Origin of the sequence: Bernardetia sp. MNP-M8, assembly GCF_037126285.1 — a bacterium.
Classification (GTDB): domain Bacteria; phylum Bacteroidota; class Bacteroidia; order Cytophagales; family Bernardetiaceae; genus Bernardetia.
Genome location: NZ_CP147012.1, coordinates 3050071 through 3071282 on the forward strand (window position 1 = coordinate 3050071; position 21212 = coordinate 3071282).

General features: G+C 31.4%; 21 protein-coding genes. 6 read left to right on the top strand and 15 right to left on the bottom strand.

Annotation, left to right across the window (positions count from 1 at the left end; all coding sequences use genetic code 11):
- Positions 1 to 14 precede the first annotated feature (14 nt).
- From V9L04_RS12460 to tpiA, 3 genes are all read right to left on the bottom strand, one after another.
- On the bottom strand, positions 15 to 2300 hold the full coding sequence (locus tag V9L04_RS12460; protein WP_338790141.1) for a UvrD-helicase domain-containing protein: 2286 nt from the start codon (positions 2298 to 2300) through the stop codon (positions 15 to 17).
- A 123-nt stretch (positions 2301 to 2423) separates the two neighbouring features.
- Entirely contained in the window at positions 2424 to 2774 is a 351-nt protein-coding gene (locus V9L04_RS12465) for a hypothetical protein (RefSeq protein WP_338790142.1), read from the bottom strand.
- A 245-nt stretch (positions 2775 to 3019) separates the two neighbouring features.
- Positions 3020 to 3790 (bottom strand): triose-phosphate isomerase, encoded by a 771-nt coding sequence (tpiA, locus tag V9L04_RS12470; protein ID WP_338790143.1) that lies wholly within the window; start codon positions 3788 to 3790, stop codon positions 3020 to 3022.
- 193 nt (positions 3791 to 3983) lie between these two features.
- On the opposite strand from tpiA, the gene yaaA reads away from it, so the two are divergent.
- Complete coding sequence (yaaA, locus tag V9L04_RS12475; RefSeq protein WP_338790144.1) at positions 3984 to 4832, top strand: peroxide stress protein YaaA; 849 nt, start codon at positions 3984 to 3986, stop codon at positions 4830 to 4832.
- A 228-nt stretch (positions 4833 to 5060) separates the two neighbouring features.
- A complete protein-coding gene (locus tag V9L04_RS12480; protein WP_338790145.1) occupies positions 5061 to 5606 on the top strand; it encodes a hypothetical protein in 546 nt (181 codons plus the stop codon).
- A 135-nt stretch (positions 5607 to 5741) separates the two neighbouring features.
- Here the strand turns inward: V9L04_RS12480 and V9L04_RS12485 are convergent, their stop codons facing one another.
- Both V9L04_RS12485 and V9L04_RS12490 read right to left on the bottom strand, forming a co-directional pair.
- A complete protein-coding gene (locus tag V9L04_RS12485) occupies positions 5742 to 6242 on the bottom strand; it encodes an HNH endonuclease (RefSeq protein ID WP_338794200.1) in 501 nt (166 codons plus the stop codon).
- A 310-nt stretch (positions 6243 to 6552) separates the two neighbouring features.
- Positions 6553 to 6933, bottom strand: a complete 381-nt coding sequence (locus V9L04_RS12490; protein ID WP_338790146.1) for a DUF1573 domain-containing protein — start codon at positions 6931 to 6933, stop codon at positions 6553 to 6555.
- A 259-nt stretch (positions 6934 to 7192) separates the two neighbouring features.
- Here V9L04_RS12490 and V9L04_RS12495 point away from each other — a divergent pair, with 259 nt between their 5' ends.
- On the top strand, positions 7193 to 8509 hold the full coding sequence (locus V9L04_RS12495) for a HAMP domain-containing sensor histidine kinase (protein WP_338790147.1): 1317 nt from the start codon (positions 7193 to 7195) through the stop codon (positions 8507 to 8509).
- 102 nt (positions 8510 to 8611) lie between these two features.
- Here the strand turns inward: V9L04_RS12495 and V9L04_RS12500 are convergent, their stop codons facing one another.
- Positions 8612 to 9943, bottom strand: coding sequence for a citrate synthase (locus V9L04_RS12500; protein ID WP_338790148.1), 1332 nt, complete (start codon positions 9941 to 9943; stop codon positions 8612 to 8614).
- A 419-nt stretch (positions 9944 to 10362) separates the two neighbouring features.
- Between V9L04_RS12500 and rplU the strand changes: the two genes are divergently transcribed.
- Positions 10363 to 10674, top strand: coding sequence for a 50S ribosomal protein L21 (gene rplU / locus V9L04_RS12505; RefSeq protein ID WP_338763361.1), 312 nt, complete (start codon positions 10363 to 10365; stop codon positions 10672 to 10674).
- Between the two features lie 102 nt (positions 10675 to 10776).
- A complete protein-coding gene (rpmA, locus tag V9L04_RS12510) occupies positions 10777 to 11049 on the top strand; it encodes a 50S ribosomal protein L27 (RefSeq protein WP_338790149.1) in 273 nt (90 codons plus the stop codon).
- Positions 11050 to 11182: 133 nt separating this feature from the next.
- Here the strand turns inward: rpmA and V9L04_RS12515 are convergent, their stop codons facing one another.
- The 7 genes from V9L04_RS12515 to V9L04_RS12545 form a co-directional block, all read right to left on the bottom strand.
- On the bottom strand, positions 11183 to 12889 hold the full coding sequence (locus tag V9L04_RS12515; protein ID WP_338790150.1) for a S8 family peptidase: 1707 nt from the start codon (positions 12887 to 12889) through the stop codon (positions 11183 to 11185).
- A gap of 419 nt (positions 12890 to 13308) precedes the next feature.
- Positions 13309 to 14253 carry a TraB/GumN family protein gene (locus V9L04_RS12520; RefSeq protein WP_338790151.1) on the bottom strand — a complete coding sequence of 315 codons (945 nt, stop codon included), beginning with the start codon at positions 14251 to 14253 and terminating at the stop codon, positions 13309 to 13311.
- Positions 14254 to 14329: 76 nt separating this feature from the next.
- Positions 14330 to 14983: a hypothetical protein gene (locus tag V9L04_RS12525; RefSeq protein ID WP_338790152.1), complete on the bottom strand. Its 654-nt coding sequence runs from the start codon at positions 14981 to 14983 to the stop codon at positions 14330 to 14332.
- The gene (locus V9L04_RS12530) at positions 14980 to 15483 is read right to left on the bottom strand and encodes an RNA polymerase sigma factor (RefSeq protein WP_338790153.1); all 504 of its coding nucleotides are present in this window, start codon (positions 15481 to 15483) and stop codon (positions 14980 to 14982) included. The genes V9L04_RS12525 and V9L04_RS12530 overlap by 4 nt, the downstream gene beginning before the upstream one ends.
- A gap of 96 nt (positions 15484 to 15579) precedes the next feature.
- Positions 15580 to 16731, bottom strand: coding sequence for a glycosyltransferase (locus tag V9L04_RS12535; RefSeq protein ID WP_338790154.1), 1152 nt, complete (start codon positions 16729 to 16731; stop codon positions 15580 to 15582).
- A gap of 189 nt (positions 16732 to 16920) precedes the next feature.
- Positions 16921 to 17070, bottom strand: coding sequence for a hypothetical protein (locus V9L04_RS12540; RefSeq protein WP_338790155.1), 150 nt, complete (start codon positions 17068 to 17070; stop codon positions 16921 to 16923).
- 352 nt (positions 17071 to 17422) lie between these two features.
- On the bottom strand, positions 17423 to 19099 hold the full coding sequence (locus tag V9L04_RS12545; RefSeq protein WP_338790156.1) for a formate--tetrahydrofolate ligase: 1677 nt from the start codon (positions 19097 to 19099) through the stop codon (positions 17423 to 17425).
- A 118-nt stretch (positions 19100 to 19217) separates the two neighbouring features.
- Here V9L04_RS12545 and V9L04_RS12550 point away from each other — a divergent pair, with 118 nt between their 5' ends.
- The gene (locus V9L04_RS12550) at positions 19218 to 19628 is read left to right on the top strand and encodes a sigma factor-like helix-turn-helix DNA-binding protein (protein ID WP_338790157.1); all 411 of its coding nucleotides are present in this window, start codon (positions 19218 to 19220) and stop codon (positions 19626 to 19628) included.
- A gap of 8 nt (positions 19629 to 19636) precedes the next feature.
- On the opposite strand, the gene V9L04_RS12555 is transcribed toward V9L04_RS12550, so the two are convergent.
- Positions 19637 to 20194 (bottom strand): hypothetical protein, encoded by a 558-nt coding sequence (locus V9L04_RS12555; RefSeq protein ID WP_338790158.1) that lies wholly within the window; start codon positions 20192 to 20194, stop codon positions 19637 to 19639.
- 9 nt (positions 20195 to 20203) lie between these two features.
- Positions 20204 to 21127: a DUF58 domain-containing protein gene (locus tag V9L04_RS12560; RefSeq protein WP_338794201.1), complete on the bottom strand. Its 924-nt coding sequence runs from the start codon at positions 21125 to 21127 to the stop codon at positions 20204 to 20206.
- Between the last annotated feature and the right edge of the window lie 85 nt (positions 21128 to 21212).

Genomic DNA, 21212 nt, shown 5'->3' on the forward strand with positions numbered 1-21212 from the left:
GAAAAAAACATAAATTACTCCTCAACCACTCTCAACTTAGCAAAACTCAAGATAAGTGTTTTATCGCCTTCGGTATCAAAACCAATAATGGCACGTTTTCCACTTGTCGAAGAATCAATTTTTTTGACTGTTCCAAAACCAAATTTTGGATGTTCTACTCTAATTCCTTCTACAATATCTTCTGATTTGCTAGAAACAAAAGGAGCATTATTGATAGAACTAAGAGGTTTTAAATTACTGCCTGTTTTTGTTGTCTCTGTGTCTTTTTCCTTCTCTTTTGCAGCACGATGACGCATAAAATTGGTCATGTGATTTGGGTTATTTCGTTGAATGGAACGAGAACGAGCATTGAATAATTCTTGGTCAATCTCAAACAAAAAACGTGAAGGTTCACACGAATTAAAACTACCAAAACGATAACGCTGTAAAGCATACGAAAGTGTCAAGCGTTCTTTTGCACGAGTAACAGCAACATAAAACAAACGACGTTCTTCCTCCAAATCTTGCTGCGAAGTTATCATTCTTGAAGAAGGAAAAAGTTCTTCCTCCATTCCAACCAAATAAACATACTCAAACTCTAATCCTTTGGCTGCGTGAATAGTCATCATCGTAACAGCATCTTCATCTTCACTGGCTTGATCGACAGAAGATAAAAGTGCAACTTCTTGTAAAAAAAGTGAAAGTGAAGTATCAGGTTCTTCTGTTGTAGCTTCACTGAGTTTGTTTTGTACAAATTCTTGTGTTGCATTCAAAAGCTCTTGAATATTTTCATATCTTGCTCTTCCTTCTAAGGTTTCATCATCAAAAAGTGCTTTTACAATTCCTGAATGTTGAGCTATATATTTTGCTGCTGTGAAAGCATCATTTTCAGAGGCAATAATTCGGAATGCTTCGGCAAGTTCTCCAAATTTTTCTACACTTGTTCCTGCTCGTCCTTTTCCTAAATAAGCTGATGCGTGGCGAGCTACTTTCGAAAGAGGAACATTATTTTCTCTTGATGCCAAAAAGACTTTCAGGACGGTTGTGTTTCCGATTCCTCTTTTCGGATTGTTAATTGACCTTCTTAACGCTTCTTCGTCTTCTGGATTGACAGCCAAACGAAAATATGCCAACATATCTTTAATTTCTTTTCGTTGATAAAATGAAAGTCCACCAATGATTCTGTATTTTATATTTAGTCTTCGTAGTGCTTCTTCCATTGTTCTGGACTGTGCATTGGTACGGTACAGAATAGCAAAATCGTTTAGTCTAGCATTTTTTTGCGCTCTCGTTTCAAAAATATTTCCTGCTATTATTCGTCCTTCTTCTTGGTCTGATGTAGCTCTAATTAATTCTATTTTTTCTCCTGCAATATTTTCTGTCCAAACATTTTTTGGAATCTGATTTTTATTGTTTTTTATAATCTTGTTGGCAGTCTCTACAATTGTTTTGGTAGAACGGTAATTTTGCTCTAATTTAATAATTTCTAAGTCTGGATAATCTCTTTCAAAATTCAAAATATTACGAATATCTGCGCCACGAAACGCATAAATACTCTGTGCATCATCTCCCACAACGCAAATATTGAGGTTTACGGCAGCTAATTTTTTGATAATTTTGTATTGAGCAATATTTGTATCTTGAAACTCATCAATCAAAATATATTTGAAACGATGCTGATATTTGTGTAGAATATCTTTATGGTCACGAAAAAGTACAAAGGTTTGATACAATAAATCATCAAAATCCATTGCATTGGCTTTAAAACAGCGAGTTGCATACGTTTGATAAATTTTTCCAAAATGTGGACGTTTTGCCATTGCATCTTCCGACAAAAACTCTGCATTCTGATTGTATTCTTGGGGAGAAATAAGGGCATTCTTGAGACTGCTTATTCGATTATACATGGCTGCTGCTGCATAAATTTTGTCATCTACTCCCATTTCTTTGACGATATTTTTTATCAAAGACTTCGAATCATCTGTATCATAAATACTAAAACCTTGACGGTAGCCTAATCTATCGCCATCATGACGCAAAATACGAGCAAACATAGAGTGAAAAGTTCCCATCCACAAATCTCTGCCTGTCGTTCCTACCAAATTTTCGATACGCTCACGCATTTCTTTGGCTGCTTTGTTGGTAAAAGTAAGAGCCAAGATTTGCCAAGGAGCAGTTCCGTTTTCTAATAAATTAGCTATTCTATACGTCAAGACACGAGTTTTGCCCGAACCTGCTCCTGCAATCAATAAACATGCGCCTTCGGTTTTGAGTACGCCTAATTGCTGCTTTTCGTTTAAGTCTTTTATGAAATCTATCATGCTGTATGTTTTTATAAACCGTCGTTGAGGTCTGAACCGTCAACGAGGCATCGTTTTTTCTATTCTACTAAGCAAAGTTACAGAAAAATTAGCAAGTCTTAGCAAGTCAAGATTTTATCCTTTCTATTTCTTGTACTTATCAATTAGATTTTCTTTGGTTATAAAATATTTTCCTTTAAACCAATCCCCTTGCATCTGATATGCTTTTCCATTTGTGTATAATGTATCAATTGTATTATCTGTTTTGTAAATCAAAAATTGATGTGTTTTCATAAATTTCACAACTTTTGCTTTTTTTGCTTTCTTTACTTCTACCATAAACTTCTCTTTGAAATCATCTTGCATTTCAATTTTAGTAGATGATTGATAAACTTCTATCTTTTCAATTTTATCTAATCTAGAAATAATTTGTTTATTTTTAGAAGAGCAAGAAAACAGAAAAAAGGACAGAAGTACGACAATAATGGATTTCATAGTTTTTTTAGAAAATGAATATGTTTTTGATTGGATATTTTGTGGATGTGCATTTTTTACCAATTAAATCAAGTAGAAATAGTTAGGATAGGCTATTATTGATACTATAAACAACCAGTTTATGCTGTGTTTTAGTGTAGTTTATTTTTCTATAAAGTAGGATTTATAAAACCCTACTTTATAAAAAAAAGGTCTTTATTGGTGCTTTAACATGCCAGTAAACAATTATATCAATTACTTACTACTTAAAAAGACTTAGCAATCTCTACAAAATCTCTTGATGCTAGTGCAGCACCTCCAATAAGTCCACCATCTACATCAGGACAAGCAAAAAGTTCTTTTGCATTACTTGGTTTGCAACTTCCACCATATAAAATTGGGGTTTTGTCAGCAATTTCTTTTCCGTATTTTGTCGAAATATGTTTTCTTATTTCTGCGTGAATTTCTTGTGCTTGTTCACTAGAAGCAGTCTTGCCTGTTCCGATTGCCCAAATAGGCTCATAAGCAACTACTACCTTTTCAAAATCAGAAGACGATAAATGGAAAAGACTTTCTGAAATTTGTTTTTTTATAAAATCAATATGATTTCCTTCTTCTCTAAGTTCTAGTGTTTCACCACAACAAAAAATTGGAAGCATTTTATTAGAAAAAATTAAATCAATTTTTTGAGCAATTTCTTGATTTGTTTCTTTAAAATATTGTCTTCTTTCGCTATGTCCGATAATTACATATTCCACTTGATAGGAAGAAAGCATAGTAGCCGAAACTTCTCCTGTATAAGCTCCATTTTCTTGAGAAGCTACATTTTGCGCTCCCAAATGGATGTTTTTTGAGTTTTTGAAAAGAGACTTTATAGTAGAAATATGGATAAAAGGAGGACAAAGAATAAGTTTTACATCTTTTTGATTTGTTCCTAGCTCGTCATTACTCATCCCTACAATTTCAGAAGTAAGACTTTGTGCCTCTTCTTTAGTAAGATTCATTTTCCAGTTTCCTGCCACAATTTTTTGACGCATAATAATTTGAATTAAGTTTGGTGTATGTTTTGAATATAAAATTATTTTCTGCTTTTTTGTTAAAAAAGGTCAATAAATACTAATTAAATAATCTGATTTTTTGTGTCAAACACATTACAGTTTAGAAATTATGTATTTTTGCAAAAATAAGAAAACTAAATTTCCCTTCTTACTACTCACAAAATAAATACGTATGATTGTTATACTTTCGCCTTCCAAAACACAAGAATTTGAAAATGAAAATCGGACTGATATGCAGACTCAGCCTGAGTTTATGTTAGATACCAAGGAACTTTTAGATGCGATTAAACAAAAGGAAATTGATGAATTACAGGAGGTAATGCAAGTCAGTGAAAGACTAGCTTTTTTAAACTATAATCGTTTTCAAGATATACAATTTCCATTTGATCCAAAGTATGATAGGCAGGCAATTGTGGCATTTCGTGGAGATGTCTATTCAGGCTTAGATTCGGATACACTTACAGATGAAGAGTTGCATTTTGCACAAGATAATTTGCGTATCCTTTCAGGTTTCTATGGGATTTTGCGTCCTTTTGATTTGATTCAACCTTACCGTTTGGAAATGAAAACGCCTTTGAAGACACCAAGAGGAAAAAACTTATATGAGTTTTGGGGAAAATTTTTGACAGATTATTTCAATACTCGTTATCCAGATGAGGTTATGATTAATTTGGCTTCTCAAGAATACGCTAAAGCAATTATCAATAGACATTTTAAACTAAAAACTATAACACCTATTTTTAAAGAAGAAAAGGATGGAGAGTTAAAAACAGTGGCTATCTATGCCAAGAAAGCAAGAGGAACAATGGCTCGTTATATTATTCAAAACAAAATCAAACAACCTAGCAAATTAAAATTATATAATGAAGACGGGTATAAATTTGATGCAGAAATATCTACGGATAAAGAATGGGTTTTTACTAGACCAAAACCAAAAAAAATAGTAGAAACAGAAACTAAAGTAGCAAAAAAAAGAGGTAGAAAACCAAAAAATACAGCTTCTGAAACAGAAGAAGAATAAGTACAAGTAGAGCAAATTATACAAACCAAGATTTGAGTAATAAAAAAGTGTTCAGAATTTAACCTATTAAATTTCTTTGTTTTAGATTTCTTTTTTGAAAACAAACATAAAATTGCTATTTTGGTATCTTAGATTACATCTTACTTTGTTTCATTATATTTAGTAATAAGAATATAATTATTTGTTTTTTATTTTGTACTAATACAAGTCTTTTTAAATATCTCTGCTATGATTCATCACGTAAATAACGAATTTGGTTCTGTTTGTCTAACCGTAGAATATGACGAAAAATCACAATGGGTTTTTTATCAATGGAAAGGTTTTATTCGTATGCAAGACATCAAGCTAGGATATAATAAAATTATTGAACAAGTAGCAGAAAATAATGCCATTGCTGTGTTGGCAGATCATAGTCAGATTGTAGGACCTTGGAATGAAGCAAATGACTGGCTTACTAATGACTGGACTCCTCGTGCAATAGAAGCAGGAGTGTTTTACTGGGCAATCAATACAGGAAATGACCTTTTTTCAAATATTTCTCTAGAAATGTTTTTGAATAAAAATAGCCAAGGGCAATATAAAGTACAAGTTTTTGAACAATTATCAGATGCAAGTAAATGGTTGGCAAATAGAGTAATGTTAGACCCAACTCCTAAAAAGGTCTCTCAAATGCAGAATTCTGTAAAAAAAGAATTGCCTAATCTAGCAAAACAAATAGAAGCTAAAAAAGAAAAAGCAGTTATGGATACAAAAACCAGTGGAAAAAGATTATAAAATAAATACAATTAAAAAACCTTCTCAAAATCACTTATCAAAAAATGAAATTAGGAAGGTTTATTTTTTATAAAATTTGAAGCAATCAAAATCTCTTTTGTATAGCTGTTTTTCATAGAATTTTAGAGAAATGGTTTAGGCATGTTGTAAAAATGGTTTCCAATTTTCATCTCCCATTCTAGAAAACTCACGTAAGAACATCACAAACGTAGGTCTGAAAGGCTTATAAGGCAATGTCATACCTACATCTTCAAGACTAAAATCGCTTTTCTTTGAATTACAATGCTGACAAGCACTTACTAGATTTGTCCAAGATGTTTTACCTCCTTGTGAGCGTGGAACAACGTGGTCTAAAGTAAGGTTTTTTGTGCTTTTGCAATACACACATTGATTTGCGTCTCGTTTGAAGATATTTTGGCGTGTAAGCATCACTCCTCTGTAAGGAATATTAACGTAAGAATTCAGACGAATAACAGAAGGAGCTGCAAAAGATTTGTTTACTGTTTGGATAAAACCATCAGGGACAGAGTTTACCATTTCAGCTTTTTGTAGATAAACAAGCAAAAATGCTTTGGCTACACTACAAACAGAAATTGCACGATAATCTGCATTCAATATTAATACTTTCCGACCAATCATGATTTTAGAGTTTTGGATTAATGGACAATAAATAAAAGAAAAATCTAATACTACAACTTAAATTGTGTTTATTAAATTTTGTATATGCCAAAATTATGCAAATTAAGTTTGCTATAATATTAATTTCACGTAAAATTAATATTAATAATTCGTATTATGCATAATTTTTATTATATACTTACCCAAAACCAAAAACTCAATAATAAAGTTCAAAATTCAATTACAAATTACGCAATGAATATTCAGCGCAGCTAATTAAAAATTATTTAAGCAATTCAATTCGTAATTTGTAATTGAAAATTCGTAATTACTCAACTACTTCTCCATTAAAACGAAGTACAACAGGCTCATTATCTCCAGCCATTGTAACGGTTACCGTTTTGCTGAAAGCTCCAATTTTGGCAGCATTGAAAGTTGCCTTTATGTTGCTTGATTGTCCTGCTGGAATAGCTTCTTTCGAAAATTCTACGCCTGTACAACCACAAGAACCTTTTGCAGATTGAATGACAATTGGCGTTTTACCTGTATTGACAAACTCATAGGTTGCTGTTACAGGCTTGTTATGTTGAATTTTTCCAAACTCAATACTGGTTTGTTTCCAATTGATAGAATTGTAAGGAGGAGAAAAAGCGAATAAAAAAGAAAGTGTAACTAATGTAAAAAGAAAACCAAAAAATTGCTTTTGCATAATTTTTAAAAATTTAAAGTGTAAATAACGATTTGATAAAATTAAGTCGTCGTTGCAACAAGAACTTATACAAATGTACGTCAAAACACCTTTGCTCGCTGTTAATGACTTTCAAAGGTTTGTTAATGGGATGTTAATGGAATAAATTTAGATTTTAGAAGTCAGAATTTAGAAGTAAATTCAAAATAAAAAGGAACTAAAAATGTGTTTTATTTTCTCTTTTATCTCTTTATTTCTCTGTGCTTAAAATGTATTCTCTATGAACAAACGAACAATTACCCTCCTTCTAGTTTTTGCTTTACTTTCTATTTTTGGAATTATCTCTATTCAAATATATTGGGTACGACGAGCATTTGATGCAAATAGAAAACAAAACGAACAAAAAATACAGGTTGCTTTACAAAATATAGCCGAAAAAATTGCTGATTATAGCAAAACTACTTTGCCTTCTCAAAGTCCTATCAATCAGCTTTCTAGTGATTACTATACAGTTAGTGTAAACTGTGAAATTGATGCAGCAATTTTAGAGTATTTTCTCAAAAGTGAGTTTTCAAAGCGAAATATTCAAACAGATTTTGAATATGGTATTTATGATTGTGATAGCGAAAAAATGGTATATGGAAGTTATATTTCATTAAATCAAAAAAATAATGCCTCTAAAAATATCAAAAAAGAACTTCCAAAATGGGAAGGACAGAATTATTATTTTGGGGTTCGTTTTCCTTCTGTTTCCTCTCAGCTTGTTTCAGAAATGGATATTTGGATATTTTTATCTATCATTTTGCTATTAGTAATTTTCTTTTTAGTCTATGGAATGTTTTTTATTATTACACAAAGACAGTTTTCACAAGCTCAAAAACAGTTTATCAATAATATTACTCATGAGTTGAAAACTCCCATTTCTATTTTGGGAATTGCTGCAAAGGTTTTGATAAATAATGAATTAGAAAATAACAAGTTAGAAAAAAAACAAAACCAAGAAAGAAAAAATCAATATGCCATTATTGTAAAAGAACAAACAGAAAGATTGAATTCTCAAGTAGAAAAACTTGTTGAGCTTTTGATGTTAGAACGAAGTAGTTATGTTCCTCTATCTTTAGAAAAAATCAATCTTCAAAAAACTATTCAAGAAACAATACAGAGTTTTGAATTAGAAATTTTGGCAAAACAGGATTTTCAACATCCAACATTCAAAATTCAATTTGAAGATATAGAAAATGAAATTTTTATAAAAGCCGATAAGGTTCATTTTCAGAACATGATACATAACCTTTTAGAAAATGCTTTTAAATACAATCAAAAACAACCTTTTATAAATATTTCTATTTTAAAACTATCAAAAAACAAACTCATTCTTTCCATAAAAGATAACGGAGTAGGAATTGATAAAAAATTCCAAAAACGTGTTTTTGATAAGTTTTTTAGAATCCAAAGTAATGATATTCATACAACAAAAGGGTTTGGATTAGGACTCAGTTATATTGAGCAAGTAATAAAAGCGCATAATTGGAAGATAAATCTGGAAAGCAAAGTAAATGAAGGTTCAACTTTTTCTATTCATATCCTCTATTCTTAAAATTTTGTTTTAAGAACACTAAAAAAAGCCTAAGTTAAAATTGAATATTTCAATCTTACTTAGGCTTTATCTTTCTTTATTTTATTCTAAAAAATTAGCTTCTTAAACGAAATCTTCTTGAATAATGTCAGCGTGATCTACTTTTTTACGGTCAGACATAGGAACAAAAGCTCTTTCGTTTTCGCCAATATAAATCTGACGAGGACGACCAATAGGATGTTTCATTTCTAACATTTCTTTCCATTGAGCAATCCAACCTGGTAAACGTCCCATAGCAAACATCACCGTAAACATATCTGTCGGTAAGTTCATGGCACGATAAATAATTCCAGAATAAAAATCTACATTAGGATACAATTTTCTTTCAATAAAGAACTCATCTTCTAATGCAATTTTTTCTAATTGTTTAGCAATATCTAACAATGGATCTTCAATACCCATTTTAGATAAAATATCATCACATGCTTTTTTCAAGATTTTAGCTCGTGGATCAAAGTTTTTATATACACGGTGTCCGAATCCCATCAAACGCATTTCACGATTTTTTACTTTGGTCATAAACTCTTCAATCGTTGCTCCACTGCTATGGATAGCTTCTAACATTTCGATAACTTCTTGATTTGCTCCACCATGAAGAGGACCACTCAAAGCATTTGTTGCAGAAGCAACAGAAGCGTAAATATTAGCTAATGAAGAACCTACAATACGAATTGTTGATGTAGAACAGTTTTGCTCATGGTCTGCATGAAGAATCAAAATCTTGTTCAATGCACTTACCATTACAGGGTCAATTTCATATTCTTGTGTAGGCAAAGCAAACATCATTTTCAAGAAACGTGCTCCATAATTCAAGCTATTGTCTGGATAATTAACAGGGTGTCCCATTTCGTTTTTGTAAGACCAAGCTGCAATAGTTGGAACTTTAGCAATCAAACGAACGATAGACATATATACTTCTTCTGGAGAACGATTAGATTTCATCGACTCAGGATAGAATGTACTCAAAACCGAGATAAGTGAAGACAACACAACCATCGGGTGCGAAGTAGTTGGGAAGCCATCAAATATTTTACGCATATCTTCATGGATAAGCGTATGATTAGTAACATCATTTTGAAATTTTGTAAGCGAAGCTTGGTCTGGAAGCTCTCCAAAGATAATAAGATAAGCTACTTCCAAAAAACTTGCTTTCTCTGCTAGTTCTTCTATATTATAACCACGATAACGCAAAATTCCTTTTTCGCCATCTAAAAATGTAATTGCGCTCGTTGTTGAACCTGTATTTTTATAACCAGGGTCAAGTGTAACAAGTCCTGTTGTAGCTCTTAATGTTCCGATATCTATACCTACTTCTCCTTCTGTTCCTTCCACAAGAGGGAGTTCATATTCTTTTCCTTCGTAGTTAATTGTAATTGTCTTTCCGTTCTGTGACATACGTAATATAGGGTTTGTTCTGAAAGTTGTGTTCTAAAATATTCTTACTTATTAGAAGGTGTATTATAATAAAATGCCTTTACTAATATAAGATGAAATAAGTTGTTTTTACAGTTCTGTGAATAAGTTCACAATTTAACCAAAAAAAAGGCACAAAAACAAGTTTGAATGGTTTTTGTAGCTAAAAAATAATAACTAATTAGACAATAAAAATAAATCATGGTAGGTGATAGAGCAGTAAAACAACTTTTTAATTAAAAATGTTTTCTTTTTTTATAAATAGATTATACAATAAATGAAACAGATTTTTACTGAAAATAAATTGGGTTTTAAGCCAAAAAACATCTTCTTATCTTTGGAGTTCTGAATAAAAAGTGATAAGTTTGCACTCTATTTGTAATTTAAACAAAGTTTATCTCATGTACGCAATCGTAGAAATAGCCGGACAACAGTTCAAGGTTGAAAAAGATCGTTTTATCTATACACACCGTCTTCAAGGAAATGAAGGTGACGAAGTAACTTTTGACAAAGTTCTTTTGGTAGAAGATAACGGCACTGTTAGTATTGGCGAGCCTCAATTATCTGGGGCTTCAGTGAGTGGAGAAGTTCTTGCTCAAGTAAAAGGCGACAAAGTAATCGTTTTTAAGAAAAAACGTCGTAAAGGCTATAAAACAAAAAACGGACACCGTCAGCAATTCACTAAAGTCTTGATTAAAGACATTCTAATTTAGTTTTAATTTATTTATTTACAATTTTTTTATTTTATCTAGTTCGTTTTTTAGAATAAGCGTATAAAAGAAAAAATAAAATCCAAACTTTAAAACAATACAGATATGGCTCACAAGAAAGGTGTCGGTAGTTCACGAAATGGACGAGATTCGGAAAGTAAACGTCTAGGTGTAAAAATTTGGGGAGGGCAAGTAGCCAAACCAGGTAGCATCATCGTACGTCAACGTGGAACAAAATTTCATGTAGGTGAAAATGTAGGAATTGGTAAAGACCATACTATTTTTTCTCTTATTGATGGCGAAGTAACGTTTCACAAAGGATACAAAAAACGTTCTTTCGTTTCAGTAGTTGCTAAATCAGAAACTGCCGAAGCATAAATTTATTTTGTGTTATCTTGTTGGTAAGAATACCAACAACAAGAAGATTAACATACAAAAAAACCTATACTAGAAATGGTATAGGTTTTTTTAGCTGTTATAATTTGTAAAACTACTGAAAATCTTTTTCCAATTAGTCTTTCAAAATTTTGATTGTTCCTTGGTAATTTTGTCCTTCTACTTTTATGATATACATCCCTTTAGGCACAAGAGGAAAGCCAATTTCTTTTTTGCTTGTAGTTAAGACATCAGTCAAAATCAATTTTCCTTGTAGATTATATATTTGAAGATTTAATGTTTGATTAGAGACAAATAATGTTTCATCTACTTCTATATTCAAACTATTTGCTACTGGGTTAGGAAAAACACGAATTTGAGATTCTTTACTCGTTAAATCTTCATTTTCTTCTCCTAGAATAATTTCAATTTGACTTAATCTTTGAAAGTTAGGAATACCATAACCATATTCTTCGGTTGGATTAGAGTAACTATCCCCAGCTCGGCGAATAGCAAACATGATTTGTTTTTGAGTAAAATTAGGATTTTTCTGCATAAAACCTGCTACTAGACCTGCTAATAATGGAGCTGCATAAGAAGTTCCATTACCAGAAGTAAGTTCATCATTGGTATTCCAAAGTACAGTTCCTTGTCCCATTGCCATTACATCAGGTTTTATTCTTCCATCTGCAGAATTTCCTAATGCTGAAAAATTAGCTCTTTCTTCATTTCTATCTACTGCACCAACAGCTAATACAGAAGGTGCGTCAGAAGGAAAAGATATTTTTTGCCAAGGGGCATTTCCTGTGTTGCCTGCACTTGTGACAACTACAATTCCTTTTTGAGTTGCTATTTCTGCAGCTCTAGAAATAAGAGCTGTTTGTCCGTCTAAGTCTTCATGGGTATAATTATAACCTGCATCATCAAAATCATAATATCCTAGAGAAGATTGAATGATATCTACCCCCAAACTATCTGCTTTTTCTGCACCAACAGCCCAAAATGCTTCTTCAATAGGTCTTTCAGGAATTAATTCTTCTGTTAGAAATAGATAATAAGTAGCCTCTGGAGCAGTTCCTATAATTTGACCTTCTTTTTTTGAGAGCATTGTAGAAAGAACTTTAGTTCCGTGATCAGAAGTACGATATACATTTCTGCCATTTCCAACTACATCATAAACAAAAGGAATATCAGCATGAGAGAAAGCAGAAAGTGTATTTGCATTAATAAAGCCACCATCTAAGACAGCGATATGAATTCCTTGCCCCAAATATCCTTGTTCGTGCATCTTATCTACACCTAACATCTGAATTTGAGCTAAAGAATTACCGTAATCAAAATTTTCTTCTGTGTCTTTTATTTCTGCTATTTTATTTACTTCAAATTCTTGACAAATCTCTTCTTCTGTGGCTTGTACTTCACAAGTTGCCGAAATTCTAACTCTTCGATTTGGGTCATTATGAAGAACTATCTTATTTACTTTTTCTACAAAAGCTAAGTTTTCTATTTCTGTGAAGGTATCTTCATCTGCCGTTACGATAGCTGCATTAAACCATTTTATGCCATGACTTACAGTTGCCCCCAAATTATTTATCTGATTGATATAATCAATATTGACAGGTAAATCTTGCTCTGTGATAGAAATTCCTTGTTTAGTTCTTCTATCAATTGCCTTTTGAGTAAGAAATTCTAAAGGACGGCTAATTGAAAAAGATGTTCCATTTTTATCTTTAAAATAAACTAATCTTTCTTCACTGGTTTGAGAAAAAACGGTATGAAAAAATCCTGTACCAAAGAAAATAACAGTGATTAATTGTACAAATAGTAATTGTTTTAGTTTCATATATAATATGTCGTTAGTTTGAGCTACTTTTTTTAAGTATAAATAATATTCGGAAGAATATAGTATTTACCAAAGGCTAAATTGCATAATTACAAATATAGCATTTATTTATTTTTAAATAACTCAAATCCCTTCTAACATCTTCTTTATTGCCGTCTTTGTCTGATTTATTTTAGACTATTTAACCTTTATTTGGGGAAAAGATAATTTTTTAGGTTCTTAATAGATTTTGGACTGCTTACAATGAAATTGTTTAAGAATAGGTTTTGTGCATGTATTTGTTGGTGTCGCTACGCTAAAACACCAATAAAGGCTGTAATAATGAGTTTTTGTCGAAACTTTAAAGAAAGCTATAAACACAAAACAGCTAACCTTTCCTAGAAAAATTAGCTGCTTGTTATTAGATTTTAATTTCTAAATTATTGTACAGGAGTGAGTGTATAACCAGCATCTTTCAGAAGTTGAATGACACCTTTTTTGCCTCCTAAGTGTCCTGCTCCAACAGCAAAAAATGTAGATTTTTCTTCTGCCATTTCCTTCATTACAGGTATCCAATTTTCGTTTCTTGTAATCAAAAGATCTTGCTCAAAATTTTTGTATTCTTCTGAACCCTCTTTTATCATTGCGTATGTATCATCTACACTTTGTGATTTATAAGCAGCCATAAGTTTGTTAAATACTTCCTTTCCTTCATCAAATTTGGCAATGCCATCATAAAGCATTTTTGCCTGCTCTTTGAAAGAGGTTTTGTCAAAGGCATCAAATTGGTCTTTAATAGTTTCTACTCCCACCACTTCTTTTTTCATCTCAGTAGCTTTTGTTACTATTTCTGTTTCATACGTTTTAGTTGTAGAACAAGTAATAACTTTTTGGATAGTCATAGAAGAAAGTATCATAGGTTTTATTACTCCCATCATTTCAAACTGCTGCTTAGGAATACCTAAAGAATCTATAAAAAATTGAGCTACTGTATTGTATTCTTCTTCTGTCAAAAGTTGCTTTAGGTGCATTCCAGTTGGCATTACAGAAAGTTGTTGCATACTTGTCATTAGATTAGGGTCATCCATGTCTATTTCTAAAGCAATTTGTTGTGCTTCTTGCAGTGCTTCCTCAAATCCTTTTGGGATAAAATAGTCCTCTTCACAGATTATATGAATAGTACCAAATAAATAAGATGACTTTTGTAGCCCATTACCCGATATTTTCCAAAGTAAAGTATTAGGTTCTTTTTTTACATTTTCAACAGAATTAGTAAAGCTAGAAAGTGCAAAAATAAGTACTAGGAAAGTAAAAGTGATTGCACTAAAAATGACTTTGAAACTGCTTTTTTGAGCGATTGAAATTGTTGAATTTTGATTTTTCATTTTTTTGATTGAGTTAATTGATAAATAAATTGAATTTGTAAAATTGATTGAGAACAGTTGTTTGTAGAGGAAATGTTTATTCTGAAAGTTGAGCTTTCAGGACATTTAACTTTTCTAGATACTTTCCGTAATTTTCTTTGACATACCAAAGAATTGCCTTTTTGATAAAAAAAGTTATACAAACAGCTAAAACTATTGCTACACTGATATAAATAGAAAGTTTGGTATAATTTTCATTCTGAATTAATTCTTCAAAATAAAGAAGTAAATTTTTGTCTTTTGTGAATTGAATTCCTGCCAAAAATCCAATAAGCGTACAAGGAGCAGCTAGGATGATATTTGATTTGATATAAATTTTAATAAACTTTTTAGCTATTTTAATTTGTTCTTCTAATGAATTATCTAAACTAGATTCTATCTTCTTCGGAGTAGGAAATTTGTATAATACATTGACAAGCCATATTGAATTTACTATATAAATTAGAAGCATGATAGCCCATAGAAGTGGTGAACTATTTTGGGTTGTAAGCACCAAAACTCCAAAGAAAATAGTGAATGCTATAGATAAAATAGCTTCTTTCCAAAGCAATTTTCTGAAACGCTGACTAATTTGGTTTGAATCTTTCTTTAGTATTTCTTCTAGCTGACTTTTAGTATGTGTTTCATCATTTTCAGAAATATTCTTAAAAGCACTCCAACCTTTTTTTAAATTATCTAAATCTGAATTCATGAGGGTATAGGGTTTAGACGTTTACGAAGCAAATTACGAACTCGGCTGAGTTTAGCACCTACATTAGAAACACTAATTCCCAATATTTCACTAATCTCTTCATAACTTTTGTCTTCTAAATAAAGAATGACTAGGGCTTTTTCGATTTTATTGAGTTGAGCAATCGCCTTATAAAGACTTTCTATTTGTTCTTTTTCTTCTTCATTCTCTTCTGATTTTATTTGTAATATCATAGAAATTGAAAGAGAGTTTTTCTCTACCCTTCGTTTGTCTTTTTTAAGATAAGTAATTGCTGTATTGAGAGCCACTCTATACAACCATGTTGAGAACTTAGAATCTCCCCGAAAACGTCCGAATGCTTTCCACGCCTGCAAAACTATTTCTTGAAAGAGGTCTTCCTGAAATACAACATCATCTTCATACAGTTTACAGATTCTGTAAATGATGCCACGATTGGATTCTATACTTTCTAAAAAGATTTGTTGTTTCTGGACTGCCATAGTATTATTTAACTAATTTTGACCCATAGGTACGAAGGCAGAATATTTCCTTACAGTCTTAACGATTATTAACTTTTGATAGATTAGACTCTCTTTCTATTGTATTTCCTCATAAAGCTCCAAAATCTTTTTCGCTAGATTTTCCCACGAATATTTTTCTTTAAAATCTCTTAGATTTTCTCCGTAATCAATATCTTTTTTATTTTTAAAAAGCTCTTCTATGGCATTTTGGATAGCCTTTGGAGTGGCGTTTTCGGCTATTGTTCCTGCATTATAAGGCTCTATCAAATCACGAAGTCCACCCACATCAGTAACCACAGAAGGGACTTCAAAATGAAAGGCAATTGCTGAAACTCCACTTTGAGTAGCGTGTCTATATGGCAAAACATTGGCATCAGCAGCCGAAAAAAGTAGATTTACTTCACTATCTGAAACATAACGCAAACGAGTATCGATATTTTGTTTTTTAGGATGATTATCTAAAATAGTTTGAAGTTCTTTATTTTCACTATCTGATAAGTAGGATTCTCCTGCAATAATCAAAAAGTAACTATCATCAAGATTTTCAAAGGCTTCTAAAAGCAAATCTAATCCTTTATATTTTCTTACAAATCCAAAGTAAAGCAGTATTTTCTTGTTCTCAATTCCTTCAATTTTTGAGAGTTCTAATTTTTGTAGAGCTTCTTTTCTAGCTATTTTTTCTCCAAAATGCTCATAAATTGGATGTGGGTGGAAAATATATTTTGCATTTGGTTTTCGTTCTAAAAGGTCTTTTTCAACAGACTTACTCATGACGATATAGGCATCAGTATTTTTTAAAAAATACTTTGTAAAGGCTTCATCAAAAAAACGCTTTTCGTGAGGAATCATATTATCTACAATGACAATAGATTTTGTTCCTTGTTTCTTTAATTTTTTTGCAACTGTTCCTAAAGCAGGCGCAAAAAAAGGCAACCAGTAGCGCATCAAAAGTAGAGTAGGCTCTTCTTTTGACATTTTGGAAGCCGTTTGCAGATATGAAATAGGATTTATGCTACTAATTGTTCGCTGTGTCGGAATTTGGTCTGCATTGTCTTCCGAAGTAGAATATTGAGTCTGACCTGGAAAAAGAAATTCAGGATATTGTGTAGTAAAATTATAGGCAGAAACAGGAATATCAAGTTTTTCGAAACTACGATATAAAAGAGCATTGAACTGTGCAATTCCACCACGGAACGGATAAAAAGTAGATAAATAAGCTATTTTCATTGTACATTATTTTGTTGGTCTCGCTTCGCCAAAATACCAAACAAGGCATTTTTTTTAGTTTGCGAAATGTAATAAAAACAAAAACCATCAACTAGAAAATGCTAATTGATGGTTCAAAGGACGGTATTTTTTATTTTAAAGTAAAGTTTTATTCGTATTATTTGTTCTCTTTATTTTTCTATGATTATATTATAGGGCAGGTAAAAAATGAGGTACTTCTGTGCGATTAGATGGAGTTAATTTAGCCTTGCTTGTTGTAGCATTTGGATATTTTGAGCTTTGTTTGTCTGTGTTATATTGCAAACGCATCATTACAAAAGCCATAACTATCAGTAACATTAATGCCCCAATCGTGACATTCTCTTTTTGCTGTAGAAAGATGTATTTTTTCATTAGGCTGTAAGTTGTTTAAAATAAAGTAGTTAATAGTGATATTAGATTGTTAGTTTTTTTTCAAGTTTATAACTATAAAAATTTTACTGTAGCACTTTGTTGTACGAAAATAAAAAATAGTTGTTGCTGCAATTGTCTGTTTTTTTAAAATTTATCTTTAAAAAAATATAAAACAATCTTATTTATCTTTATTCTTCTACAAAATAACATCCTAATGATTACTCATAAGTTACATTACTTAGGCAGATTGATTAAGTTATTGATTTACTAGTCTATGAGTGGAAATTTCACCATTTTTCTAACTCAAACCTTCTACATATCCATCTTTTATATCTATTTGTAATGCTTGTGGCTCTTTTGGTAACCCTGGCATTCTCATAATTGTACCCGAAACAGCTACGATAAAACCAGCTCCACTGTTGATAACTAAATCTTCAATATTTAAGGTAAAATCCTTAGCAACTCCTAACTTATGAGCATCATCAGAGAATGAATATTGAGTTTTGGCAATACAAACAGGAAAGTTTGAGAAACCTAGATTATTTATCTTAGAAATCATTTTTTGAGCTTTATCAGAAAGTGAAATGCCATTTGCACCATAAGTTTTTTGAGCCACTTTTTTGATTTTAATTTCTATATTGTCTTCATTTTCATAGGTAAACTCTAAGGGTTTTGATGGATTATTCTGACACACTTCTACCACCGTTTTAGCTAACTCTTCTGCTCCTTTTCCTCCTTCTAAAAACCCATTATTGATAGCAAATTTTACATTTTTAGAATTACAAAATTCTTTTAGGAACTCAATTTCTTCATCAGTATCAAAATCATATTTATTAAAAGCAACTACTACAGACTGACCAAAAGACTGCATATTTTCGATATGTTTTTCTAAGTTTTTTGTTCCTGCTTTAATTCCTTCTAAGTTTGGCTTCTTGATTTCTGATTCTGCAACATTACCATGAAGTTTTAAAGCCTGAGAAGTAGCTACAATAACTGTAATCTTTGGAGATAATCCAGATTTACGACACTTAATATTCATAAATTTTTCTGCTCCCAAATCTGCCCCAAACCCTGCTTCTGTAACTACATAATCAGCAAAATGAAGAGCCATTTTTGTAGCCAAAACAGAATTACAACCATGAGCAATATTTGCAAAAGGACCTCCATGAATAATGGAAGCTGTATTTTCAGTTGTCTGAACCAAGTTGGGTTGAATAGCATCCTTCAAAAGCACTGTAATTGCACCTTCAAAACCCAAATCTTTTACAAAAACAGGTTCTTGACCTACTCTATATCCTAAAAGAATGTTTCCTATTCTCGTTTTCAAATCTTCTAAATCATTTGCCAAACACAAAATAGCCATAATTTCGGAAGCAGGTGTAATGTCAAAACCCGTTTCGGTTGGAATTCCATTGCTAATGCTTCCCAATCCTGTAACTACATTTCTAAGTGAACGATCATTGACATCCAAAACTCGTTTCCAAAGAATTTGACGAAGCTGATTTTCAGAACCTCTATTTTGAAATTGATAATTATCTAATAAGGCTGCAATCATGTTATTTGCTGAAGTAATCGCATGAAAATCGCCAGTAAAATGCAAATTGATATTTTCCATCGGCAAAACCTGTGCATAACCACCTCCTGCTGCACCTCCTTTCATGCCAAAACAAGGACCTAAAGAAGGCTCACGAAGTGCTACAATAGCTTTTTTTCCAATCTGTGCTAATCCTAGTCCCAAACCTACTGAAGTTGTGGTTTTTCCTACTCCTGCTTTTGTAGGTGTAATGGCTGTCACTAAAATTAAGTTTGATTCTTTTTTATCAGAGTTATTTTTGAAATCAAGTAAATCTAAAGGCAACTTGGCAATGTATTTTCCGTAGGGAATTAATTCTTCTGTCGGAATATCTACCTTTTTAGCTATTTCAGAAATAGGTAAAAGATTGCTTTGACGAGAGATTTCGATATCTGATTTCATAGAAGGTATTTTTTTGTGTTATGTAAAATCTAAAGAGAAGTCAAGGAATAAAAAATATATTTAATTGGAAACTTTTAAATCATTTTTGAGTAATTTTGAAACAAAAATATTAAAAAAAATGTCAAACTCTCCTTTTTCTACTCAAAACGAAGAATTAAAAAATAGTATTCAAACATTGATTCTTTTACATGTTTCTCAAAGCAAAATTTCTGATTTGATAGCAGAAGCCTATAAAAATACACCCAAAAAATGGCAGGAAGAAATATTTTATTTACTCAATAATAAGCTACAAGACGAAGAAAATAGAAAAGAATATTTAGTAGAAGAATTAAATCTTGATTTTTTAGAAAGCATATATGATAGTCAGATTTGGCAAAAAATAAATCAACTTTCTTTTGAAGACAAACTACCTTATTTATTGCATCATATTTTGGGTTGGAACAATGAAAAAATAGCTCTTTTACTTGATATTTCTATTTCAGAAGTAGAAATTTTATTAGTCAGTGTTTTGAAAAAACTAAGTGAGTGAGATATTTCTTAATACTGGTCATTTCTTATACTAAAAGAAGTATTTAAAATTGCTGTAAACTGAGTTTGTTCAGTAACAGGCAAAATAACAAACTCTAAAGTAGGTTCTTTCCCATATTTTTGCTGAGTCTGTCCTGCTAATATAGAAACAGAATATAAACCATTAGAAATTTCAATTTGTGCTTTTCTAAAGACTAATAACCTTTCAATAGTTTCTAAATTAAATTTATGTAAATAAGGAATAGTGAAAAGACAAATTTTTCCTTGTGTTACTTCTAATAAATATCCGTCTTGACGTATTTGTATATTGTTTTCAGCCTTTTCTAATTCAATATTTTTACCTGTTAAATTGAAACAAATCGTATAAGGATAATTTTGGATTCTAGCAAGCGCAATCATTTTACCTTTTTCAACTACTTTATCTCCAAAATCTGTAGTCGTAAAATTAGAAATTAAATTATCAGGCAAATTATTTTCTTTTTTATAATCTAAGAGTGTAAACGGATCAGCTAAAATAAAATAATCTCGTAAATCATTTAATTCTTCGACAAATTTATATGTATTCATAATTTTTAGTTACTTCATTTTAGCTCGTTTTATCAGATAAGGTAAAAGGATTCTATCCATTGGCTGACGAATATCTACTTCTACAAAATCAATTTTATATTGTCCACTTTTGAGTTTTAGAGCTTGTTCTTTGGCTTTGGTTTGTTCACGATAATATTCTCTAACTTGAGCAGGTTGAAGTTTTATTTTTTCGCCTGTTTCTACATCTGTAAAAATATAAGGACGGTCTTCAAAATCAAATTCAGTTTCTGTTTTTGAATCTTTTACATGAAATAATAAAACTTCATGGTGACGGTGTTTTAAGTGTTGAAGAGCTGCAAAAAGCTCATCAGTATCGTTCATATTGTCTAGCATATCACTAAAAATAATGACTAACGAACGTTTGTGTAATCGCTCTGCTATTTCGTGCAACACTTTTGCTGTCGATGTTTTTTTATTGTTGGGAGCTGGAGCATCTAAAAGTCGCTGAAACTCCAAAAAAAGTGTGTGAATATGTTTTGAAGTCGCTTTTATAGGCGTTTGAAGCTCTAATTTATCCGAAAAAGTGGTCGCACCGATAGCATCACGCTGTTTTTGAAGCATATAAGCGATAGAGGCAGCAGCCATAATTGAAAAAGTGATTTTGCCATTTTCGTACTTGCCTTCTCGTGGATAATACATAGAAGGCGAAACATCAATCAAAAGCTGTGCTCTCAAATTGGTTTCTTCTTCATAGCGTTTTACAAAAAGTTTGTCGGTTCGTGCATAGACTTTCCAATCAATATGACGAGTGCTTTCTCCAGTATTATAAAGACGGTGTTCGGCAAACTCTACTGAAAAACCGTGATAAGGTGATTTATGAAGTCCTGAAATAAATCCTTCTACTACTTGGCGAGCCAAAAACTCTATATTTCCGAACTGACGAATGGCTTGTATATCTAATTCTTGCATAATTTTTTTTGTGTTTCATCAAAAATACAAACAAGTTGCTAACTTTATTCAACTTACTCAAAAAATGACTTATAAAAAATCTCAAAAA